17 protein-coding genes are annotated in these 19,579 nt (G+C 33.0%); 8 read left to right on the forward strand and 9 right to left on the reverse strand.

Annotated features, from left to right (window positions below; translation table 11 throughout):
* Positions 1 to 63 precede the first annotated feature (63 nt).
* Positions 64 to 1,353 carry a glycosyltransferase gene (locus KO515_RS02270; protein WP_215934766.1) on the forward strand — a complete coding sequence of 430 codons (1,290 nt, stop codon included), beginning with the start codon at positions 64 to 66 and terminating at the stop codon, positions 1,351 to 1,353.
* A 189-nt stretch (positions 1,354 to 1,542) separates the two neighbouring features.
* Positions 1,543 to 3,000, forward strand: coding sequence for an oligosaccharide flippase family protein (locus KO515_RS02275; RefSeq protein ID WP_215934767.1), 1,458 nt, complete (start codon positions 1,543 to 1,545; stop codon positions 2,998 to 3,000).
* 82 nt (positions 3,001 to 3,082) lie between these two features.
* Here KO515_RS02275 and KO515_RS02280 read toward each other — a convergent pair whose 3' ends face one another.
* Positions 3,083 to 4,264 (reverse strand): hypothetical protein, encoded by a 1,182-nt coding sequence (locus tag KO515_RS02280; RefSeq protein ID WP_215934768.1) that lies wholly within the window; start codon positions 4,262 to 4,264, stop codon positions 3,083 to 3,085.
* A 189-nt stretch (positions 4,265 to 4,453) separates the two neighbouring features.
* Between KO515_RS02280 and KO515_RS02285 the strand changes: the two genes are divergently transcribed.
* Positions 4,454 to 5,533, forward strand: coding sequence for a DUF3667 domain-containing protein (locus KO515_RS02285; RefSeq protein WP_215934769.1), 1,080 nt, complete (start codon positions 4,454 to 4,456; stop codon positions 5,531 to 5,533).
* On the opposite strand, the gene KO515_RS02290 is transcribed toward KO515_RS02285, so the two are convergent.
* Positions 5,530 to 6,192 (reverse strand): hypothetical protein, encoded by a 663-nt coding sequence (locus KO515_RS02290; RefSeq protein WP_215934770.1) that lies wholly within the window; start codon positions 6,190 to 6,192, stop codon positions 5,530 to 5,532. The genes KO515_RS02285 and KO515_RS02290 overlap by 4 nt on opposite strands.
* 1 nt (position 6,193) lies before the next feature.
* The gene (uvrA, locus tag KO515_RS02295; RefSeq protein WP_215934771.1) at positions 6,194 to 8,983 is read right to left on the reverse strand and encodes an excinuclease ABC subunit UvrA; all 2,790 of its coding nucleotides are present in this window, start codon (positions 8,981 to 8,983) and stop codon (positions 6,194 to 6,196) included.
* Positions 8,984 to 9,500: 517 nt separating this feature from the next.
* Here uvrA and KO515_RS02300 point away from each other — a divergent pair.
* Both KO515_RS02300 and KO515_RS02305 read left to right on the forward strand, forming a co-directional pair.
* Positions 9,501 to 10,085, forward strand: a complete 585-nt coding sequence (locus KO515_RS02300) for an RNA polymerase sigma factor (RefSeq protein WP_215934772.1) — start codon at positions 9,501 to 9,503, stop codon at positions 10,083 to 10,085.
* A 57-nt stretch (positions 10,086 to 10,142) separates the two neighbouring features.
* On the forward strand, positions 10,143 to 10,286 hold the full coding sequence (locus KO515_RS02305) for a hypothetical protein (protein ID WP_215934773.1): 144 nt from the start codon (positions 10,143 to 10,145) through the stop codon (positions 10,284 to 10,286).
* Positions 10,287 to 10,314: 28 nt separating this feature from the next.
* Here KO515_RS02305 and KO515_RS02310 read toward each other — a convergent pair whose 3' ends face one another.
* Both KO515_RS02310 and KO515_RS02315 read right to left on the reverse strand, forming a co-directional pair.
* Positions 10,315 to 10,770, reverse strand: a complete 456-nt coding sequence (locus KO515_RS02310) for a hypothetical protein (protein ID WP_215934774.1) — start codon at positions 10,768 to 10,770, stop codon at positions 10,315 to 10,317.
* A gap of 210 nt (positions 10,771 to 10,980) precedes the next feature.
* A complete protein-coding gene (locus KO515_RS02315; protein ID WP_215934775.1) occupies positions 10,981 to 11,640 on the reverse strand; it encodes an endonuclease III domain-containing protein in 660 nt (219 codons plus the stop codon).
* 46 nt (positions 11,641 to 11,686) lie between these two features.
* On the opposite strand from KO515_RS02315, the gene bcp reads away from it, so the two are divergent.
* On the forward strand, positions 11,687 to 12,142 hold the full coding sequence (bcp, locus tag KO515_RS02320; RefSeq protein ID WP_215934776.1) for a thioredoxin-dependent thiol peroxidase: 456 nt from the start codon (positions 11,687 to 11,689) through the stop codon (positions 12,140 to 12,142).
* 80 nt (positions 12,143 to 12,222) lie between these two features.
* On the opposite strand, the gene KO515_RS02325 is transcribed toward bcp, so the two are convergent.
* Entirely contained in the window at positions 12,223 to 13,677 is a 1,455-nt protein-coding gene (locus KO515_RS02325; RefSeq protein WP_215934777.1) for a TonB-dependent receptor, read from the reverse strand.
* A gap of 205 nt (positions 13,678 to 13,882) precedes the next feature.
* Here KO515_RS02325 and KO515_RS02330 point away from each other — a divergent pair, with 205 nt between their 5' ends.
* On the forward strand, positions 13,883 to 14,644 hold the full coding sequence (locus tag KO515_RS02330) for an MBL fold metallo-hydrolase (RefSeq protein ID WP_215934778.1): 762 nt from the start codon (positions 13,883 to 13,885) through the stop codon (positions 14,642 to 14,644).
* A 2-nt stretch (positions 14,645 to 14,646) separates the two neighbouring features.
* Positions 14,647 to 15,153, forward strand: a complete 507-nt coding sequence (locus KO515_RS02335; RefSeq protein WP_252723762.1) for a hydrolase — start codon at positions 14,647 to 14,649, stop codon at positions 15,151 to 15,153.
* Between the two features lie 27 nt (positions 15,154 to 15,180).
* Here KO515_RS02335 and KO515_RS02340 read toward each other — a convergent pair whose 3' ends face one another.
* From KO515_RS02340 to KO515_RS02350, 3 genes are all read right to left on the reverse strand, one after another.
* Positions 15,181 to 16,305, reverse strand: coding sequence for a PepSY-associated TM helix domain-containing protein (locus tag KO515_RS02340; RefSeq protein WP_215934779.1), 1,125 nt, complete (start codon positions 16,303 to 16,305; stop codon positions 15,181 to 15,183).
* A gap of 64 nt (positions 16,306 to 16,369) precedes the next feature.
* Entirely contained in the window at positions 16,370 to 18,778 is a 2,409-nt protein-coding gene (locus KO515_RS02345) for a TonB-dependent receptor (RefSeq protein ID WP_215934780.1), read from the reverse strand.
* 155 nt (positions 18,779 to 18,933) lie between these two features.
* Positions 18,934 to 19,578: an alpha/beta hydrolase gene (locus KO515_RS02350; RefSeq protein ID WP_215934781.1), complete on the reverse strand. Its 645-nt coding sequence runs from the start codon at positions 19,576 to 19,578 to the stop codon at positions 18,934 to 18,936.
* Position 19,579 lies beyond the last annotated feature (1 nt).

Here is a 19,579-nt window from a genome sequence, read left to right on the forward strand (position 1 = left end):
CGAAGGCAGGAATCCATAATTAGCAAAAAAAAGTAGATTCCTGCTTTCGCAGGAATGACAGAAATGAGCAAAAAAAAAGTACTAATCGTAACCTATTATTGGCCACCAGCTGGAGGTCCAGGCGTACAGCGTTGGTTAAAATTTGTGAAGTACTTGCCTGAGTTTGGTATTGAACCTGTAGTCTATTGCCCTGAAAATCCAAACTATCCTATAAGGGATGAAAGTTTGGTGCATGACATCCCGAAAGCTATTACCGTTTTAAAACAACCGATAAATGAACCTTATGGTTTAGCGAGTCTGTTTTCAAAAGAGAAATCTAAAAAAATAAGTTCTGGCGTGATTCCTAAAGCTAAAAAGCAATCTTTTATAGAAAAAGCGATGCTTTATGTACGAGGGAATTTCTTTATTCCCGATGCTCGTAAAAATTGGATACAACCATCGGTTAAATTTCTTTCAAGTTATATAAAAGAGCATCAGATTGAAACGATAATTACGACTGGTCCACCGCACAGTTTACATCTTATAGGTTTACAATTAAAGGCAGGATTAGGTGTCAAATGGTTTGCTGATTTTAGAGACCCTTGGACAACGATTGGCTATCATAAAGAGTTAAAACTTACGAAGGCTTCAAAAGCAAAACATATCGATTTAGAACATAAGGTTTTAAATGCTGCTGATGACATTATAGTAACGAGTAATCATACCAAAAACGAGTTTCAAACTAAAACGCGTCAACCTATTTCGGTTATTACTAATGGTTATGATGTTCATAGTATAAGCGTAAAAGAAAAAGACGAGAAGTTTACGTTATCACATATAGGCTCGTTATTATCGGAGCGAAATCCTGTAGTGCTATGGAAAACACTTTCAGAATTAATACAAGAAAATGAATCATTTTCAAAAGCTTTTAAATTACAATTAATAGGAGTTGTGAGTGATGATGTGATTGAGTCTATACATCAGAACGGGTTACAAAGTCATGTGGATGTAGTTGGCTACGTTAGCCATGATGACGCGTTAAGGTTTCAAATGAAATCACAATTATTATTGTTAATTGAAATTGATTCAGACGACACTAAAGCCATCATTCCAGGAAAAGTTTTTGAATATCTCATTTCTGAAACACCAATTTTAGCCATTGGCCCAAGAGATTCAGATGTAGAACAAATTATCAAATCCACCAATACAGGAACGTATTTTAATTACCATCAAAAAGCGGAATTAAAAACGCAACTCGTAAGCTATTTTGAAGCGTTTCAAAACAATACACTAAGAGTACATGCTATCGGTTTACAACCATATAGCAGAAAAGCTCTGACGCAAAAATTAGCTCAGAGGATTTTAAACACTTAAATGACTTTTAATAAGGTTGTTAATGTAAAAATCTTTAGAGTAATTATTAGCAAATGTGAGGTTGTCCCCTTGAAGATTAGTGAGAAATAAAATGTTTTTTAGTTTGATGCTACCGAACGAAACTCTTAGGGTTGTGTATTCTAAAATCATTTTGGAATTTGATATTTTAAAGTTGTTATTTGTAAAGCTATGGGAATCGTATTAAACCAATCATTTAAAAACACCATCACAACCTATTTGGGTTTTGGGATTGGAGCTATTAATACACTCTTTCTTTACACCAATTTTTTATCAGATCAATATTATGGTTTAGTTGCGTTTTTATTGTCTGCAGCTAATATTATGATGCCGTTTATGGCCTTTGGTGTTCATAACGCGATTGTTAAATTCTATTCGTCTTTTAAATCTAAGAGCAGTATCAATAGTTTTTTAACGCTGATGCTGTTTCTGCCATTGGTGTTTATAATTCCCACAGGATTTATAGGTTATTTTGCCTATGATTCCATTGTCCGTTGGCTTGCTGGAGAGAACCAAATTGTAGAGAATTATGTCTGGCATATTTTTATTCTAGCCATTGCTATGGCTTATTTCGAAATCTTTTTTGCGTGGACAAAGGTGCAAATGCAAACGGTTTTTGGAAATGTAATGAAAGAGATATTTCACCGTGTAGGTATTATGATATTACTTTTTGCGGTGTATTTAGAGTGGTTAACAGTAGACAATTTTATAGTTGCAATGGTTGGAGTTTATGTTTTACGACTTCTAATTATGAAACTATATGCGTATTCGGTAAGATTCCCAACCTTAAAGTTTCGGAGATTAGAAAATCGTTTTTCCATATTAAAATATTCAGCCTTAATGATTATTGCTGGTTCTGTGGCGATGCTTATTTTGGATATTGATAAGTTTATGATCGGATTAATAGTACCCGATATTGAGCAAGTGGCTTACTATAGTGTAGCCATTTTTATAGCTACAGTTATTGCTGTTCCGCAACGCGCTATGCATCAAATTATGCTGCCACTAACGGCTAAATATCTTAACGAAAAGGACAATTTCGCTTTAGAAGATTTATACAAGCGAAGTTCTATGACGCTTTTAGCAGTGAGTGGTTTTATTTTTTTACTTATTATTTTAAATATCAATCAGCTTTATGAAATCCTTCCAGAAGAGTTTACAGGAGGACTTTTTGTAGTACTCATAGTAAGTCTAGCTAAGCTTTACGATAATGGTTTAGGAAATAATAATGCCATCCTATTTAATAGCGATTATTATAGAATGGTTTTATTTTTTGGAGTTATATTGGCACTAATGGCTATTGTACTGAATGCTGTTTTTATTCCTATTTATGGTATTGAAGGCTCCGCTTTTGCTACATTTTTGGCAGTATGTATTTACAATACAATTAAAATTATATTCGTAAAACAGAAATTTAATATGTTGCCATTTACTATAGGCTCAGCTAAAGTTATGCTAATATTAGTTGTATTATCTATGGTGTTCTACTTTTGGGAATTTCCATTTCATCCCATAGCTAATATCATTTTAAAATCTTTATTAATTGGTATCGTATATCTCATTCTTATTTATAAACTGAATGTGTCTGAAGATATTTCAGAACAAATAAAAAAGTACCTAAAACTTTAGGTACTTATAAAAACAAGAAATTCCCGTAAGGTGCTTTGAGGCATACGACAAACGGGAACTTCTAACCAACCAAAAAAACTTTTTATCCTCTAGATCGACTTGAGCTAGATCTTGTAGAACTTTGATTGCTAGTTCTACTACTTGCGTTTGATCTTGCTTTTACAGCCGACGACTTTGCTTTAGTAGATATACGAGAATTAGTTGTACTCGGTTTTCTAACGGATGAACTATTTCTTGTTACTGTTCTATTAGACACAGAAGAACTGCTTCTGGTCACATTAGAATTTGAACTTCTTGTAGGCGTTACATTTGTAGAGCGTTGCGTCTGAGTTCTACTAGGTGTAACGGTTCTAGTCGTTGTTCGTGTTGCGGTGCTTGTTCTTGTTGTTCTAGCCGGAGTTGAACTTCTTGTTGTTGAACGCGTTGGTGTTGCAGTACTTCTTGTCGATGTAGACCTTGTATTGGCGTTGCTTAAACGGTTTGCTCTTGTGCTCGTTATGGTTGTGTTTCTACGTTGTACTTGTGTTCTAATAGTACGTTCAGCACTGTTTCTCGGAGTTTGCGCATAACTAACATTTCTTCTAGTGGTAGTTGTTGTTCTTCTTACTGCATAACCATTGTCACGTCTTCCAATGTTATAATGTCTTACATTGTTAGTGTATGGTCTGTAATATATATGTCTTACTGGTGTATAATATTGTCTGTATGGGTTGATGTGAACAACACTAAAGTTCGCATGTGGTACCGCATAAAATCTGTGCCATGGTCTGTAAACGTACGATCTGTTGTAGATATTAATGAAGCCATCATATCTGTAGAATACATTGTTTCTGTAATATACATTTAATCCACCAACACGACTTATTCTACCAAAACTGTTATAATTGATAAAGATGTTTCCAATTTGGTTAACACGTCCATAATAATCATAATAGATAGGTGTGTTTTCAATTTGAATGATAGCACCAAATTCATCATATTGTACGTAAGGATTGTAATCATACCCTGTATTAAAACTCAAACTAAAACCAGGAGTATTAATTCCAACGCTTACATCTGGACCATAATTAGGTAAGTAAAAATCGAACTGACCATCAGCGAACACAGAAAATTCAATTCCTGCTTCATTAAATATGAAAGAATTACCATAACCTCTCACGTAGTTATTAATTGAAGACTCTGCTTCAGACGATGTTGTGTTGGTTGCGAATGCAGTTGTGCTTATAGCGACTAAAGTTGCAAATAAATATATAATTCGTTTCATAATAATTGGGTTTTAAATTAAACTCGGTTAGTATAAAACAAACAGCGTGCCAAAAATATAAATCTTTGATTGTTAGTGTATTCAAATTAAAGGTGACCGAAATAACTACAATTGGTGGTATGTGTTTTAGTATTAATACCTGAGATGTTGTAAATTTTATTACTTTTAAACCAAGACCAACAATTAACCATGAAACCGAATCAAATACATTGCCAGAATTGTGAACAACCTTTTGATGACAATTTTCAATTCTGTCCGCATTGTGGTCAAAAAGCAAATGATGAACTTACCATAGGTGTATTATTTTATAATACCATTAGCAATTACTTTTCATTTGATGCACGTTTCTTTAAAAGCTTTGTGCCTTTAATGTTTAAACCTGGGTATCTGCCTAAAGAATTTATAAAAGGAAAGCGTTTAATGTATTTGCATCCTGCACAGATGTATTTGTTTATTTCTGTATTATTCTTTTTTATTTTTTCGTTTACAGTTAGAGAACAAGTTTCTGATCTCAACAATAATTTTCTAGAGATTTTTGATAAAGATGGAACTATTGTTTTAGATTCTGTGCAAACAAGAAAAAGAGATTCGTTAAAGCATATAAATGATTCCATAGCTAGAAAGGAAGTTGCTCTTGCACTTAAGAAGAATAAATTTATTACTGGTATGAGTGATAAAGAAATAGATTCTATCACAAATCAAGAAAACCTTTACAAGCGGAAAGATGATTTCTTTGGTATTGATGAGTCACAAATCGATTCTTTAATAGGTGTAAATGCTTCTGATAAAGATATTTATATAGCCATGGGATTAGAAGAAGATGATGGTTGGTTAACGCGAAAAATATATACGCAGGTTCTTAAATTCTATAAAGACAAAGATGCAGGTAATATTTTAAGTAGATTTTACGATACTATACCGATTGCCTTATTTTTTGTACTACCAATTTTTGCATTAATACTTAAACTATTCTATATTGTTAGAGGGAGGTATGCACATCATTTGGTATTTAGTTTTTATTATTTCTCGTTTATTTTTACCGTTTTGAGTATCATATTTGGCATCAATTTAATTTATGAAATACCAGATTGGATAGATCTCTTAATTACTTTATCTTGTTTTATATACTTTTTTATCGCTATAAAACGCTTTTACCGTCAAGGTTGGTTTTTAAGTTTTATTAAAACGTCTTTAGTTACAATGCTCTTTTTTCCGGTGGTTTTAATTTCTACAATAACAATAATGGTATTTGCCTTTTTGTTTTATTAACCGTTAATAGAACCAGCATGCCAAATTGGAACATTTAAAAATGTACTCAACATCTCAGCATCTTTAATAATAGATTTTAAATTACCATGATCAACGACGTTTCTTCTAGAAGCATCATCTAAAACTAAGTTGAGCTCAAAACTTTTGTAGGAACCGTCATCACTTTGAACGTGCTCGCCAATAATTTGAATTGCAATAATTGATTTTAAAGGTAGATAGTCTTCAGAGTGTTGCCGTCTCGATTTATGTAGTTTGAATTGGTAAGTCGTGTAATAAAGCCCTTGTTGCTTGTCGAATACTCTTGGTTTGTAAAATATATAAAACATAAAACCACCAGCTCCAGCAAATAGTAACCCAAAAAGGATGAGAAACCAATTGATTGAAACGGTCTCAATATTACTTTTAAATATGGGTAATATGGCAAAAAATAAAACTCCGAAGCCTACAGCAAAAAATACAAAACTGAAGATAGCGGCCCCAATGGAAGGTTTGTATATTAATTTAGACGGGTTTGCTTGAATTAAAACATTGGTTTTAAAACTTGCTCCACCATATTTTAAAGGAGCCGTTGAAACTTTAGATTTTATGGTGTCAGTAGGACTAAATGAATTTTCTCCAGCTTCAATAACTTCGTCGTGAAAACCTTCAGGTAAATCCATCTTATAATTTCTCTTTTAAATATTTACCTGTGACTGAATTTTTGTTTTTTATAATCTCTTCAGGTGTTCCGGAAGCTACGAGTTGTCCGCCATGTTTTCCGCCTTCAGGACCTAAATCAATGATGTAATCGGCACATTTAATCAAATCAATATTGTGTTCAATGACAATAATTGAATGGCCTTTGGCAATTAACGCTTGAAAGGATTTCAATAACTTTTTAATATCGTGAAAATGAAGTCCTGTGGTTGGTTCATCAAATATAAAAAGGGCATTATCACTTTTACTACCTTTTCCTAAAAATGTCGCCAGTTTTATGCGTTGTGCTTCACCACCAGAAAGGGTAGAAGAGGATTGTCCTAAAGTTACATAACCTAAACCAACATCTTGAAGTGGTTGTAATTTACCTTGAATTTTAGTTTGCTTATGGCTTTTGAAAAAATCAATAGCATCATCAATCGTAAGGTTTAGAATGTCATCAATAGATTTACCTTCAAATTTGACTTCTAAGACTTCTTTTTTAAAGCGTTTGCCGCCACAAGTATCGCAAGTTAAATGCACATCGGCCATAAACTGCATTTCAATAGTAACTTCTCCTTCACCTTTACAAGTTTCACAACGTCCACCATCGACATTGAAACTAAAATGTTTTGCCGCATAATTTCGGATGTTACTCAGTTTTTGAGACGCGAATAAGGCGCGTATATCATCATAAGCTTTAATATAGGTCACAGGATTAGAACGGGAAGAGCGACCAATAGGATTCTGATCTACAAATTCGACATGTTGAATATTGCTATGATTGCCTTTTATTTCAGACACCTGACCAATTTTATCACTAAATCCTGTGAGCTTCTTTTGAATAGCAGGAAACAAAATCTTTTTGACCAATGTACTTTTTCCACTTCCAGAAACTCCCGTAATAACCGTTAGCATTTCTAAGGGAAATGTAACATCTACATTTTTTAAATTATTCTCACGAGCACCAACAATTTCAATATTATATTTTGAAGTTCTTCGTTTTTTAGGGACTTCAATTTCTAAGTCACCATTTAAGTAATTTGCTGTGAGTGTATCTGCGGATAAAATGTCTTCAAAATTTCCAACAGCAACGACTTCACCACCGAGAGTTCCAGCTTCTGGTCCTATATCAATAATAGAATCAGCAGCTTTCATAATATCCTCATCATGTTCTACGACGATGACTGTATTTCCTAAATCTCGTAACGATTTTAACACCTCGATTAAACGTTCGGTATCTTTGGGGTGTAGGCCAATGCTAGGTTCGTCTAAAATATACATAGACCCAACAAGACTGCTGCCTAATGATGTTGCTAAGTTGATGCGCTGACTTTCTCCTCCGGAAAGTGTATTCGATTTTCGGTTTAAGGTTAGATAATTTAAACCCACATTAGATAAAAATCCTAGGCGAGTGTTGATTTCTGTTAACAAACGTTTTGCTATTTTAGTATCACTATCACTTAACGTCAAATTTTTAAAAAACACCGTTAATTCATCTATTGGTAAGTCGACTAAATCTGTAATAGTCGCATTATCAATTCTAACATAACTAGCCTCTACACGTAAGCGTTTGCCTTTACACACGCTACATTTTGTTTTACCACGATACCGTGATAACATCACACGATTCTGAATTTTGTAAGCCTTTGATTCGAGTTCCGCAAAGAAATCATCTAAGCCTTCAAAATATGTATTGCCTTTCCAAATGAGCGCTTTGTGTTCATCACTTAATTGAAAATAGGGTTTATGAATTGGAAAATCGAACTGATGTGAGTTATTTACTAATTGATCTCTATACCAACTCATACTGTCGCCTCTCCAAGGGAAAATGGCATTTTCAAAAACAGACAAGGCTGTATTTGGAATGACTAGATCATCATCAATACCAATAACATCTCCATAGCCTTCACATTTAGGACAGGCGCCATACGGATTATTAAAGCTGAACAAATGGGCATTCGGTTCCAAAAAAGACATGCCATCTAATTCAAACTTATTATTAAACGTCGTTTGTTTTTTATCGGCAAGCGATTCTATAATACAAGTGCCAACACCTTCGTAAAAAGCAGTTCCTACAGCATCTGCCAAGCGGTTAAGGAAATCTTCATCATTTTTGAATACAATTCTATCGACAACTAAGAATAGATTTTTATCTGATTTAATAGTTTGTTTTAAGGCATCATCAATTCTTACAACGTCGTCCTTTACCTTAATACGCGCATAACCTTGCTGTTGCAGTGTTTGCAACTTGTTTTCAACAGTTCGTCCTTCTTCTAAAATAATAGGTGCTAAAAGCAGTAGTTTACTACCTTCTTCAAATTTTGAAATGAAATTAATCACATCAGAAACCGTATGTTTTTTTACTTCTTCACCCGAAATAGGCGAGTAGGTCTTACCGATTCTTGCGAATAATAATTTAAGATAATCGTAAATTTCTGTTGTAGTACCAACTGTAGAACGTGGATTTGTAGAATTCACTTTTTGCTCAATCGCAATAGCAGGTGCAATACCTTTAATGTAATCTACTTTTGGTTTGTTGAGTCGACCTAAAAACTGACGTGCATAACTACTTAAACTTTCTACATAACGTCTTTGACCTTCTGCATATAAGGTATCAAATGCTAAACTAGACTTTCCAGAACCAGATAAGCCTGTAATAACCACCAATTTATTTCTAGGAATGACAACATCAATATTTTTAAGGTTATGCAATTTTGCACCTTTAATAATGATATTTTCCTTTGGGCTAACGTCTAAAACAGTTGTATTCATAGGTAATATTAAGTTCTAAGTTTGCAAAGATACTATATAGCTCGTAAAGATTTAACTATGTTGTATAATTCATCTCTGATGATAAGGATGGTGACTTTTTATTTGAAAAAAGACCGTTGAATTGATAGATAGTGGAATTATTATTTAACCCTTTCATAGTGCAAGCGGATTTCAATTAAATGATCCAGTTTAAAAATGCTGAGAAAGGTTTTGAGCTCAATTATTTCACGTTGTTTGTTAGCTTGATCAGGCTTCCATTTTAAGAATAAAGCGTTTAATAATCATATTCTTAACAATAATGTAGCCTATAATCACTTTTTTCATCCATTAAAGGCGCACTTTATCCGATAAAATGTTAAATTTTAGTACTTTTTTTTGTTTAATTGGAATGATTGTTGTTATATTTGAAACTTATTCATAATTCAAAAACCATCTGCGTATAGCATAATATTACTTTTAGAACACAGCTAGTAACCCCAAACTTAGTAAGCAACTACTAAGGACTAAAGTAATTATTATGAGAAAAGAACTTATCCAAGACGCAACGTTGGTCAGCAACTACATTAACGGTGACGAGAGCGCACTTTCAGTTTTAATTGAAAGGCATAAGCAAAAAATTTATAGTTTTATTTATTCTAAGGTCTATGATAGAGATGTTACTGAAGATGTTTTTCAGGATACGTTTATCAAGGTCATCAAGAACTTAAAACGCGGTAAATATAATGAAGAAGGTAAGTTTTTGCCTTGGGTTATGCGTATTGCTCATAATTTAGTTATTGACCATTTTAGAAAAAATAGTCGTATGCCAAAATTTGATAATGCTGGTGAATTTAGTATTTTCTCTGTACTAAGTGATTCAACTTTAAATGCTGAGAAAGTACTGATTAAAGATCAGGTTGAATCTGATGTGAGACGTATTATTGAAGAATTACCAGATGACCAAAAGCAAGTGCTTTTAATGCGTATGTACCAAGATATGAGTTTTAAAGAAATCTCAGAGCGGACAGGTGTAAGTATTAATACCGCTTTAGGTAGAATGCGTTACGCACTAATTAATATGCGTAAGGTAATTGAACAAAATAATATTATTTTGACTAATTGATACAATAAAGGATATTCTATTACGTTTTTGCTATATATAAACTTATAAATAGCTAAAATGGCAAAAATTTACTCTAGTACTTCCCCAAGAAATAATAATTTATTACCAAAAGATGAAACTATAAGTTTCCTTTTGAATTACTCAAAGGCTTTAAGTGTTATAGATTATAATAAATTGAAGTTTGAAGCACTTCTAAATTAATTAAAGGAAAAATCCTGATGTGAAAGCTTCAGGATTTTTTTGTAAAGAGCAACGCTTCATAATTTTGAGTTGTTAGATATTCTTGTTTTAAATCTTTTAGATATTCTATTGTCTTTTCTCTTAAAGGATGCTTATCTAATAAGCAATTTTTAATATCCTCATCAAAAACGGTCAATATAATATACCAATGACCGGTTCTGTTTGAATAATTACCTTCAAACAAACGAGAATTTCCATTACTTTCCCGTTTAGCATCAATTAAAGCTAAGGGAAGATTCACGTTTTTATCCGTTCGTTCGGCTTCATGATAGGATAAATAAAGTGTTTGGCCTTCCAGTTCAAAAGGGACATTGTAGCCCACGTCAATATTATTTAGATTGTATTTTTTGTTGATGTAATTATAAAATTCTTCAGCATCTTTAGAGTCTTTAAAAATGAAAGCCGTTTCTCTTGGCATTTGTTTCTGAAACTTCCTTGCTTGCATAATTTTATAATCCTGATTCTTAAATTTTGGAGCAACCTATACAGGAATACAAGCGGTTACTATAATTACTAATAGTAGAATAATCAATTTTTTCATGGATGATTGATTTCAGCAAAGGCCTCAATAATTGTACCACTACAACTTGTGTTAGTGCTATGAAGTTATAAGCTGCAATCTATATACTCAATTACTGCATACTGCAATTGACCATTATTTCTTCTTCTTTTTATAATACTCATCTAAAACTGATTTTCTTCCAATGGTTTTAGTAATAATATCTTTTTCTAAATCCCAACCACGAGCAGGTGAATATTGTCTGCCGTACCAAATAATCTGGAGGTGTAAATCATTCCAAAGTTCTTCTGGGAATATGCGTTTGGCGTCTTTTTCGGTTTGTACTACATTTTTGCCATTGGTTAAATTCCAACGGTACATTAAGCGATGAATATGCGTGTCTACAGGAAACGCAGGTATGCCAAATGCTTGTGATAAAACTACTGCAGCCGTTTTATGTCCAACAGCTGGTAATTCTTCTAATGCTTCGTAGGTTTTAGGAACGTCTCCATTATGCTTATCAATCAATATTTGAGATAAGCCGTGAATCCCTTTACTTTTCATCGGAGATAAGCCAACAGGTTTGATGATCTCTCTGATTTCTTCGACACTTAATTTAATCATGTCGTACGGATTATCGGCACGTTCAAACAACAACGGAGTGATTTTATTCACGCGTACATCTGTACTTTGTGCCGACATTAAAACGGCGATTAATAAGGTATAAGGATCCTTATGATCTAATGGAATTGGAATTTCGGGATAGAGTTTATACAATGTATTTATAACGAAATTTACTTTTTCTTGTTTAGTCATTTTGTATTTTTACCTAATAAGAGATTTAATACAAATTTACGCAATTATGACACATTTAAAAGTAGGAGATAAGGCACCAAATTTTTCGGCTAACGATGAACAAGGCAATGTAATTTCATTATCCGATTATAAAGGGAAAAAATTAGTTGTTTTCTTTTATCCAAAAGCAAGTACTCCAGGTTGTACAGCAGAAGCTTGTAATCTTAATGACAGTTACGAACGTTTTAAAGCGCAAGGCTATGAGATTTTGGGAGTCAGTGCAGATAGTGCAAAAAGACAAACAAATTTTAAGACAAAATACGGATTTCAATATCCATTATTAGCAGACGAAGACAAAGCGGTTATTGAAGCTTTTGGTGTTTGGGGACCTAAGAAATTTATGGGTAAAGAATATGATGGTATTCACAGAACCACTTTTGTAATAAATGAAGATGGTGTGATTGAAGATGTTATTTCAAAAGTAAAAACCAAGGCTCATACTGAGCAGATTTTAGGCGAATAACAACCTATTAAGCAAAAAAAAAGCGACTATTACCTACCAAATGTAGAATAATAGTCGCTTTTTTATGTTTTAATCGTTTCTCAATTTTTATGCATCACCTCTTCAGATTCGCAACCAAATAAGCTCTTTTCCTTAATTAGTTTTGAAACTCCTTCCGGTAACATAGCTTCCCAACCGTCTTCGTTATTAGCAATCATTTTAAGAACGGTTCTAGAAAACACAGTAAGGTTGGAGGAATTGTAATCTGTAATATCGACAACTTTTCCATTGTATTTAAAGAATTTGTATAATTCTTTCATACGTGGATGCACTTTAAGGTTTTCACTGTCGGTTACACTACCATCTTCATTTTCCATAGGATATAAGTACACCCGTAAATCTTTGTAGAACAATTTTCCAAAGGCTTCTAAAATACCTCCACTTAAATGGCGGTAATATTTCTCGTCAAAAATATCGACAAGATTATTTACTCCCATAGCTAATCCCATTCTTGCTCTAGAATATTGAGAGAAGTACTCAACTAGCTTGTAATATTCTTGGAAGTTAGAAATTAATACCGTTTGTCCTAAAGAACACAATAATTTTGCACGATCCATAAAATCTTGCTCATCAATTTCACCTTCTGCTCTTAGATTAGATAATGTGATTTCGAAAATTACTTGTGTTTTATCCTTGTCAACTTTATTTTCTTTTATGAACATTTCGTAAGATTTCTCAAACATATCCATGTTGACTTTCGTTACAGGTCTAAAACTACCTCTAAGCGTTAAGATATTCTTTTTGTAAAGTACACGTGCTGGCAATACATTATTACCATCAGGTGCAAACATTACCGCATCAGTCATTCCGTTTTTAACCAATTGTAAACTCATTAGGCGATTATCGACGTTTTCAAAAACAGGACCTGAAAAATTAATCGTATCAATTTCTAGTTGGTCTTTATCTAAATGGTCGTATAAATAACGTAATAATTTACGAGGTTGGTTGTATTTATAAAAGGCACCATAAATTAAGTTAGTTCCTAATTTACCTAAGGTTTCTTGTTGTAAACGTGCATCAGTTTCTTTAAAACGAACGTGGATTATAATATCGTTATACTCCTCACTAGGCGCAACTTGATATTTAATACCAACCCAACCATGACCTTTAAATTTTTTTGCAAAATCTATGGTAGCAACGGTATTGGCATACGAGAAAAATATTTTGTTTGGATGCTTATCTCTAGTGATACGCTTTTCCATCAAGTTAACCTCGTGATTCAGCATCTTACGAAGTCTGGCTTCTGTAACATAACGTTTGTCATCTTCAATCCCATAAATCGCATCACTAAAATCTTTGTCGTAAGCAGACATAGCTTTGGCAATAGTTCCAGAAGCTCCTCCGGCTCTAAAAAACTGCCGTACAGTTTCTTGTCCAGCTCCAATTTCAGAGAATGTACCGTAAATATCTTTATTAAGGTTTATTCGTAAAGCTTTATCTGCTAGAGATGGAATATTTTCAAAATCAGAATCGCCTGTGTACGTTATGTCCTTCATAGATATTGGGTTTGCATCGTTTTAGCAAAGGTACTATTTTACTATTGCAAACAAAAAAATAAGTTTATTTTTGTGAATGCAATTCTGAATTGAAAATATAATAAATGTAACCCGTGTTTTTTTTCTTTATAATGAAATTGAAAGAAAAATAGAGCGTTTTTTTACGAGTATTACAATTTAGAGTCACATAAGAAATTCTATAGTTTTGAAAATTACGTTTTTAGGTACAGGTACATCGCAAGGAATTCCAATAATTGGGAGTGATCACCCGGTGTGTTTAAGTGAAAATCCTAAGGATAAACGTCTGCGTGTTTCTGTGTTAGTGGAATGGGACGATTTTAAGTTTGTGGTAGATTGTGGCCCTGATTTTAGACAGCAAATGCTTAGGGCTAAAGTCTCTAAAATTGATGGTATAATTTTTACTCATGAGCATGCCGATCATACCATGGGATTAGATGATATTCGACCTTTTTTTTTCCGACAAGGAGATATTGCCTTGTATGCACACCAGCGTGTGTTTAAATCTTTAGAGAAGCGTTTCGATTATATTTTTACTACTGAAGATAAATATCCTGGAGTTCCGAGTGTAACGACCACAGAAATTACGAATAATCCATTTGTGGTAGGACATCTTAAAGTAGTTCCAATTGAAGGCTTGCATTATAAGCTTCCAGTTTTTGGTTTCCGTTTTCATAAGTTTGCTTACTTAACAGATATGAAAACGATTGCTGATTCTGAAACTGAAAAACTTCAAAATTTAGAGGTTTTAGTGGTGAATGCCTTAAGAATTAAACCACATATTTCACATTTCAATTTAGAAGAAGCTTTAGAATTTATAGCTAAAGTAAAACCTAAACGTGCCTATTTAACACATATTAGCCATCTATTAGGTTTTCATGATGATGTGGAACAACTATTACCAGAAAACGTTTTTTTAGCATACGATAACTTAAAAATTAACATTTAGATATGAAGAGTAAAATTTTAATGTATTTATTTATTTTTTCAGTACTGTTGCTTATTTTTCAGTATGTGAATTCAAAAAATATTATTGATAAATATGAAGAAGATATTGTTAAAATAAAAGACAAAGTCGTTGAAAAAGATAAGGTCATTAAAGCTTTAGAGGAGCAGAATTTTGAATTAAGTTATTTTAATATTGATAGAAACGAAGATGCTTTATCGTATTTTGAAGCACTAGGTTACGATACTGAACAGTTGATTCCTGCTATAATTGATGGACTTTATAGTATGAATGATTATGAAGGGGAAGATCATCCAATCGTTCCTTACGTATCTATGACAGATTCTAAATTACTGATTAATAAAGTTAGAATTATGAATCATAAATGGATTGTTGCTAACTTTACGGATGGAGAATTTTGGGGTGAAATTTTTGTAACGTATACTATTGACGAAAACAACGACCTAAAGTATAAATTAGTGGAGTATTTCCTATATCCGAAGATTGGCTAAACCTCACCAAGATTTTATTTAGTTCAATTATGCAGAAGTTCTTTTTTTGTAATTTCTGCCATACCATAAGAGAATACCTGTAACTGGTAATGTTGCCGTTATTAAACTGATTAGGAAAGCGATAATTTTACCAACAATTCCACCAATGGCACCAATATGGATGTCATAATTCATTCGTAATATTTTATCTGCAAATTTTGCATCCTTATATTTTCCATAGATGGCAGGGGTTTCAATTTCTTTTAAAGTGTGTTGATCAAAAAAACGATAATCAGCATCGTAATAAAGTCCTTCACTGTTAGAAACTTCTACATAAATACTCTCGTCTTCCGTTTCTGGGTAATGTAACTCATAAGAAACCGCATTAGGTTCTTCCTTTTGAAGTTTTACAATAAGGTAATCCATAGGAACAGTACCATTGTCGCTCAAGGCTTCACTTTCGTTTTCAGGAATAATAAAAGCCGGTACTTTGTCACCGTCTGCAGCGATATAAACCACATATTTTAACCAATTGTAAGATATTACAGAACCAGTAAAGGCTATGATTAATGCAAAAGAACAGATATAAAATCCAACAACCGTATGTAAATCGAAGTTTTTACGTTTCCAACGTGTTGTTTTTTTCCAATCAAATTTTATACGTTGTTTTAAGTTTTTACGCTTTTTAGGTATCCATAAAATAAAACCTGAAATTATAATCAAAATAAAAATTAAGATCGAAGCAGCCACAACTTGTTCTCCTATCTCTTTTGGTAGCCAAAGTCGCATATGACCCTTAAGTATAAATGCAAAAAAGCCGGTTAGATGATTATCGACTTGTATAACTTCTCCGTTGTAAGGGTTTAAAAATACACTTTGGTAAAATTCTGGTTCAGCATCATAAAAAATAACTTCAATAGCATCTGTTTTCTTTTTGAAAATAGTGCCATGAATAGAATTATCAGGAAAAACTACACTCGCGTAATGCTTTGCTTCAGTCGGTGTAAGTAGAGGAGCATCTTGTGGTGTTACATATTTGTAATCATCGTAAGTTGCTTCTATTTCTTCTCTAAATGCCCAACAACAACCCGTTATAGCAACGACGAAAACAACAATTCCTGTTGCTAATCCTAAGATTTTATGTAGTTGAAAGATTATTTTTTTAGTTGTCATAAATTAATTGTTATTAAAAAAAGAGCAAACTTACAATTAAGCTTGCTCTTTCCATTATGGCTATTTAGAATTTATAAGTAAACGTACCAAGTAGCGATCGTGTTTGCTGTGGTGTTATTGTACTCCATCCAGAAAAATAGGTTTCATCACTAAGGTTATTTCCTTTTACACTTACTCTAAATGTATCAGTCTCATAATATAATGACGCATTAAAGATCGTATAAGCAGGAATATAGAAACTACCAGTTACCGATTGGTAATCCGTCATGGTATCATATTTAGATTGTCCATTAAATCCTGCGCCTACACCAAAGTTTTTAAAGAATTTGTAATCAGCCCAGAAGTTGTATGTGAACTCTGCACCAGATTCTCCGTAACGATTGCCTTCTAAAAATCTTGCTGAAGGCGAGTCTGTAATTTCAGAATCATTATAACTAAAGCCAGAGTGAATATTTAAGTTTGAAATAGGATTAGCATTAACCTCTAACTCAATTCCTTGACTATTAATTTCTAAATCTTGAGTTTGTGTTGCCCAGTAATACTTGTTGTCTACAGTAATGTTGTAATAACTTAATGTCGCTTCTAATTTATTATTAAAAAGGTTGGTTTTTGCTCCAACTTCAAATTGATTAGCTTGTTCAACATCAAAAGATTCTAGCGTTGTTGTTGGCTCACCTAAATCATCATAAGTTGTAACATATTGTGGGTTTACATAAGAAAAACCGTTTTGATAATTCGCAAAAATGGATAATTCGTTTAAAATTGGTTGATAAACAATTCCGAATTTTGGAGAAAACGTAGACTCGGTATATTCCGAATAGTCATCAGCATTAGTTTGTCGGTCTCCTTGATAATCAAATCTGTCATAACGCACACTTCCCATAACGGATAATGATGGTAAAATATTAATGACATCAGACACATAAGCACCAAAAATATTTTGACGAATGTCGCTATCTACATTTCCTATTCCGGATAAGGCAGCACTTAAATTTTCTTCATTCATTTCAGGTTCGCCGTAAATTAAATCACCATCAATATTTATAGTGTGTAAGTAGCCCCAATTAGAGCTGTTGTCAATAATATTATAGTCTAAGTAATCTACACCAACTAACAATTTGTTTTCTAAATCTCCAAGTTTAAATGTACCGGTAAAGTTTTGTTGTAGGTTGATGGTTTTAGTTTTAGAATCAGTGTCTTGTGCGTATAATGCAAAGTTTTCGGTACCAACAACTACAGGAAAGTTACTGTAATCTGCCGTATTCCATAAATAGGTATAGTAGCCTAAGGATTCTGCTAAACCTCCAGAAATTAAGGTTTGGGAAGACCACTGATCAGAGATTTTCCAAGCCACTTCTCCACGGTAATTTTGGGTAAGGTTGCTAATAGTCACATCGTTGCTTGTAAACGATAAGTTCGTATCATAACCTAATTCGTCTATAGAGTCAAAAGCTAACGTGCCGTAGCGATTTAAGAATAAAAACGTTTCGTTTGTTTGTTCATTATCTGATGCTTCATAAGAAAAGTTAAGCGTAAGATTATTGTTAACCTTGTACGAGATAGAGGGTGCAATGAAAACTGATTTTTTCAATCCAGCATCTTGAAAACTATGTTCTTGCTGAAAACCTGTATTTATACGAAATGATAATTTATCATTTGCACTGACATTAACGTCTGCATTGAATTTTGCAAAATCGTTAGACCCACCAGAAAACGTAATTTCGCCACCTGTTCCGCTATATGGTTTTTTTGTAATTATGTTTATAAGTCCACCATATGACGTTACAGAACTTCCAAATAAAGTGCCTGATGGGCCTTTAATGACTTCCACACGTTCTACATTAGACGGATTAATAAATCCATTAGTAATACCAGCAACACCATTTACTAATTGTGGTTGCACAGCAAAACCACGACTAGAGTAATACCCGGCACCATCACCACTTCTTCCAGTTGATGACCATAATTTGGTAACACCAGCGGCATTTTTTAAAGCGTCTTCAAAAGTATTTACAGATTGAGAGACTAATAATTGATTGGTAATTGTATTGTAAACTTGCGAGTTTTCAATATTCTTTAAAGGCATTTTAGAAACATATGCACTCGCTTTTCTTGAAAATTTGTTTTTCCGATTCACATCTAAAACAACTTCTTCTAAAATTTCATTTCCTTCGTAAAGAATTACAGTCGCTACATCTACATTTTGATTATCTGCAATTGTAACAGTTACTTCTTTAGTTTTAAAACCTATATAAGAAATCAAAAGTGTGTAATCTCCGTTTTCAATGGCATTAATTTGGAATTTTCCGTTGTCGTCAGTTTGTGCGCCTTTCGTCGTGTTTTTTATTGAAATATTGACTCCTACAAGAGCTATATTATTAATATCAGTAACGGTTCCATTTATAGTGGCATTTTGAGCAAACGCTATATGCGTAAATAGTAAAACCGTTAAAGTTGCTAATAGGTGTTTCATCTGTTTTTATTTAGACTTGATATAAATAGTTAAATTTTCGACAAATGTATCGTCGCGATATGACATATGCAAATTATTTATAACAAATCTAAATAAGAAAATAGAGCAGAATGATTATTCAGTTCTAAATGTGTTAATTATGGTCAATTATAACTCTAAATATAGTTATTCAACCAAGCCTTTAAATCATAAAAATTCTGAGGAGCAACTCCATGCCCAACAGGATATTCTGAATACACATGATTAATATCTAAAGCCTTTAAAAATACAGGTGCTTTTTGTGCCCAATCCACCGGTATAACTTGGTCTACAGAACCGTGAGAACAAAAGAAATTAAGATGCGAAACATCATCTTTATTGACGGATGTTGGTATAATGTCTTCATTAATATAACCACTTAAAGCGATGATGTTTTTTACTTTTTTAGGGTATGTCAATGCTACAGCGTAACTTAAAATGGTCCCTTGGCTAAAACCTAAAAGAGTAATGTTATTTGAATCTACTGCATAAGTTCCACAAGCGTAATCAATAAATTCAGCGATTAAATCTACGGATTTTTTGGCTTGTTCATTATCGCTCCATTTACCTTTTTCTGCATCAAAATTAATAGCGTACCAAGCATTTCCATAAGGTTGCATAGTGTAAGGTGCTCTTAATGAGATCACCATTAATTCTTCTGGTAATTCTGCAGCAAAGGAAAATAAATCATTTTCATCGCTACCATATCCATGGCACATAATTAAAAGTGGGGCATTTTCTTTGAGCGAAGACGGTCTAGTGATGTAGTGTAATTTCGACATA

This window comes from Winogradskyella psychrotolerans, assembly GCF_018860545.1.
In the GTDB taxonomy this organism is placed as follows: domain Bacteria; phylum Bacteroidota; class Bacteroidia; order Flavobacteriales; family Flavobacteriaceae; genus Winogradskyella; species Winogradskyella psychrotolerans_A.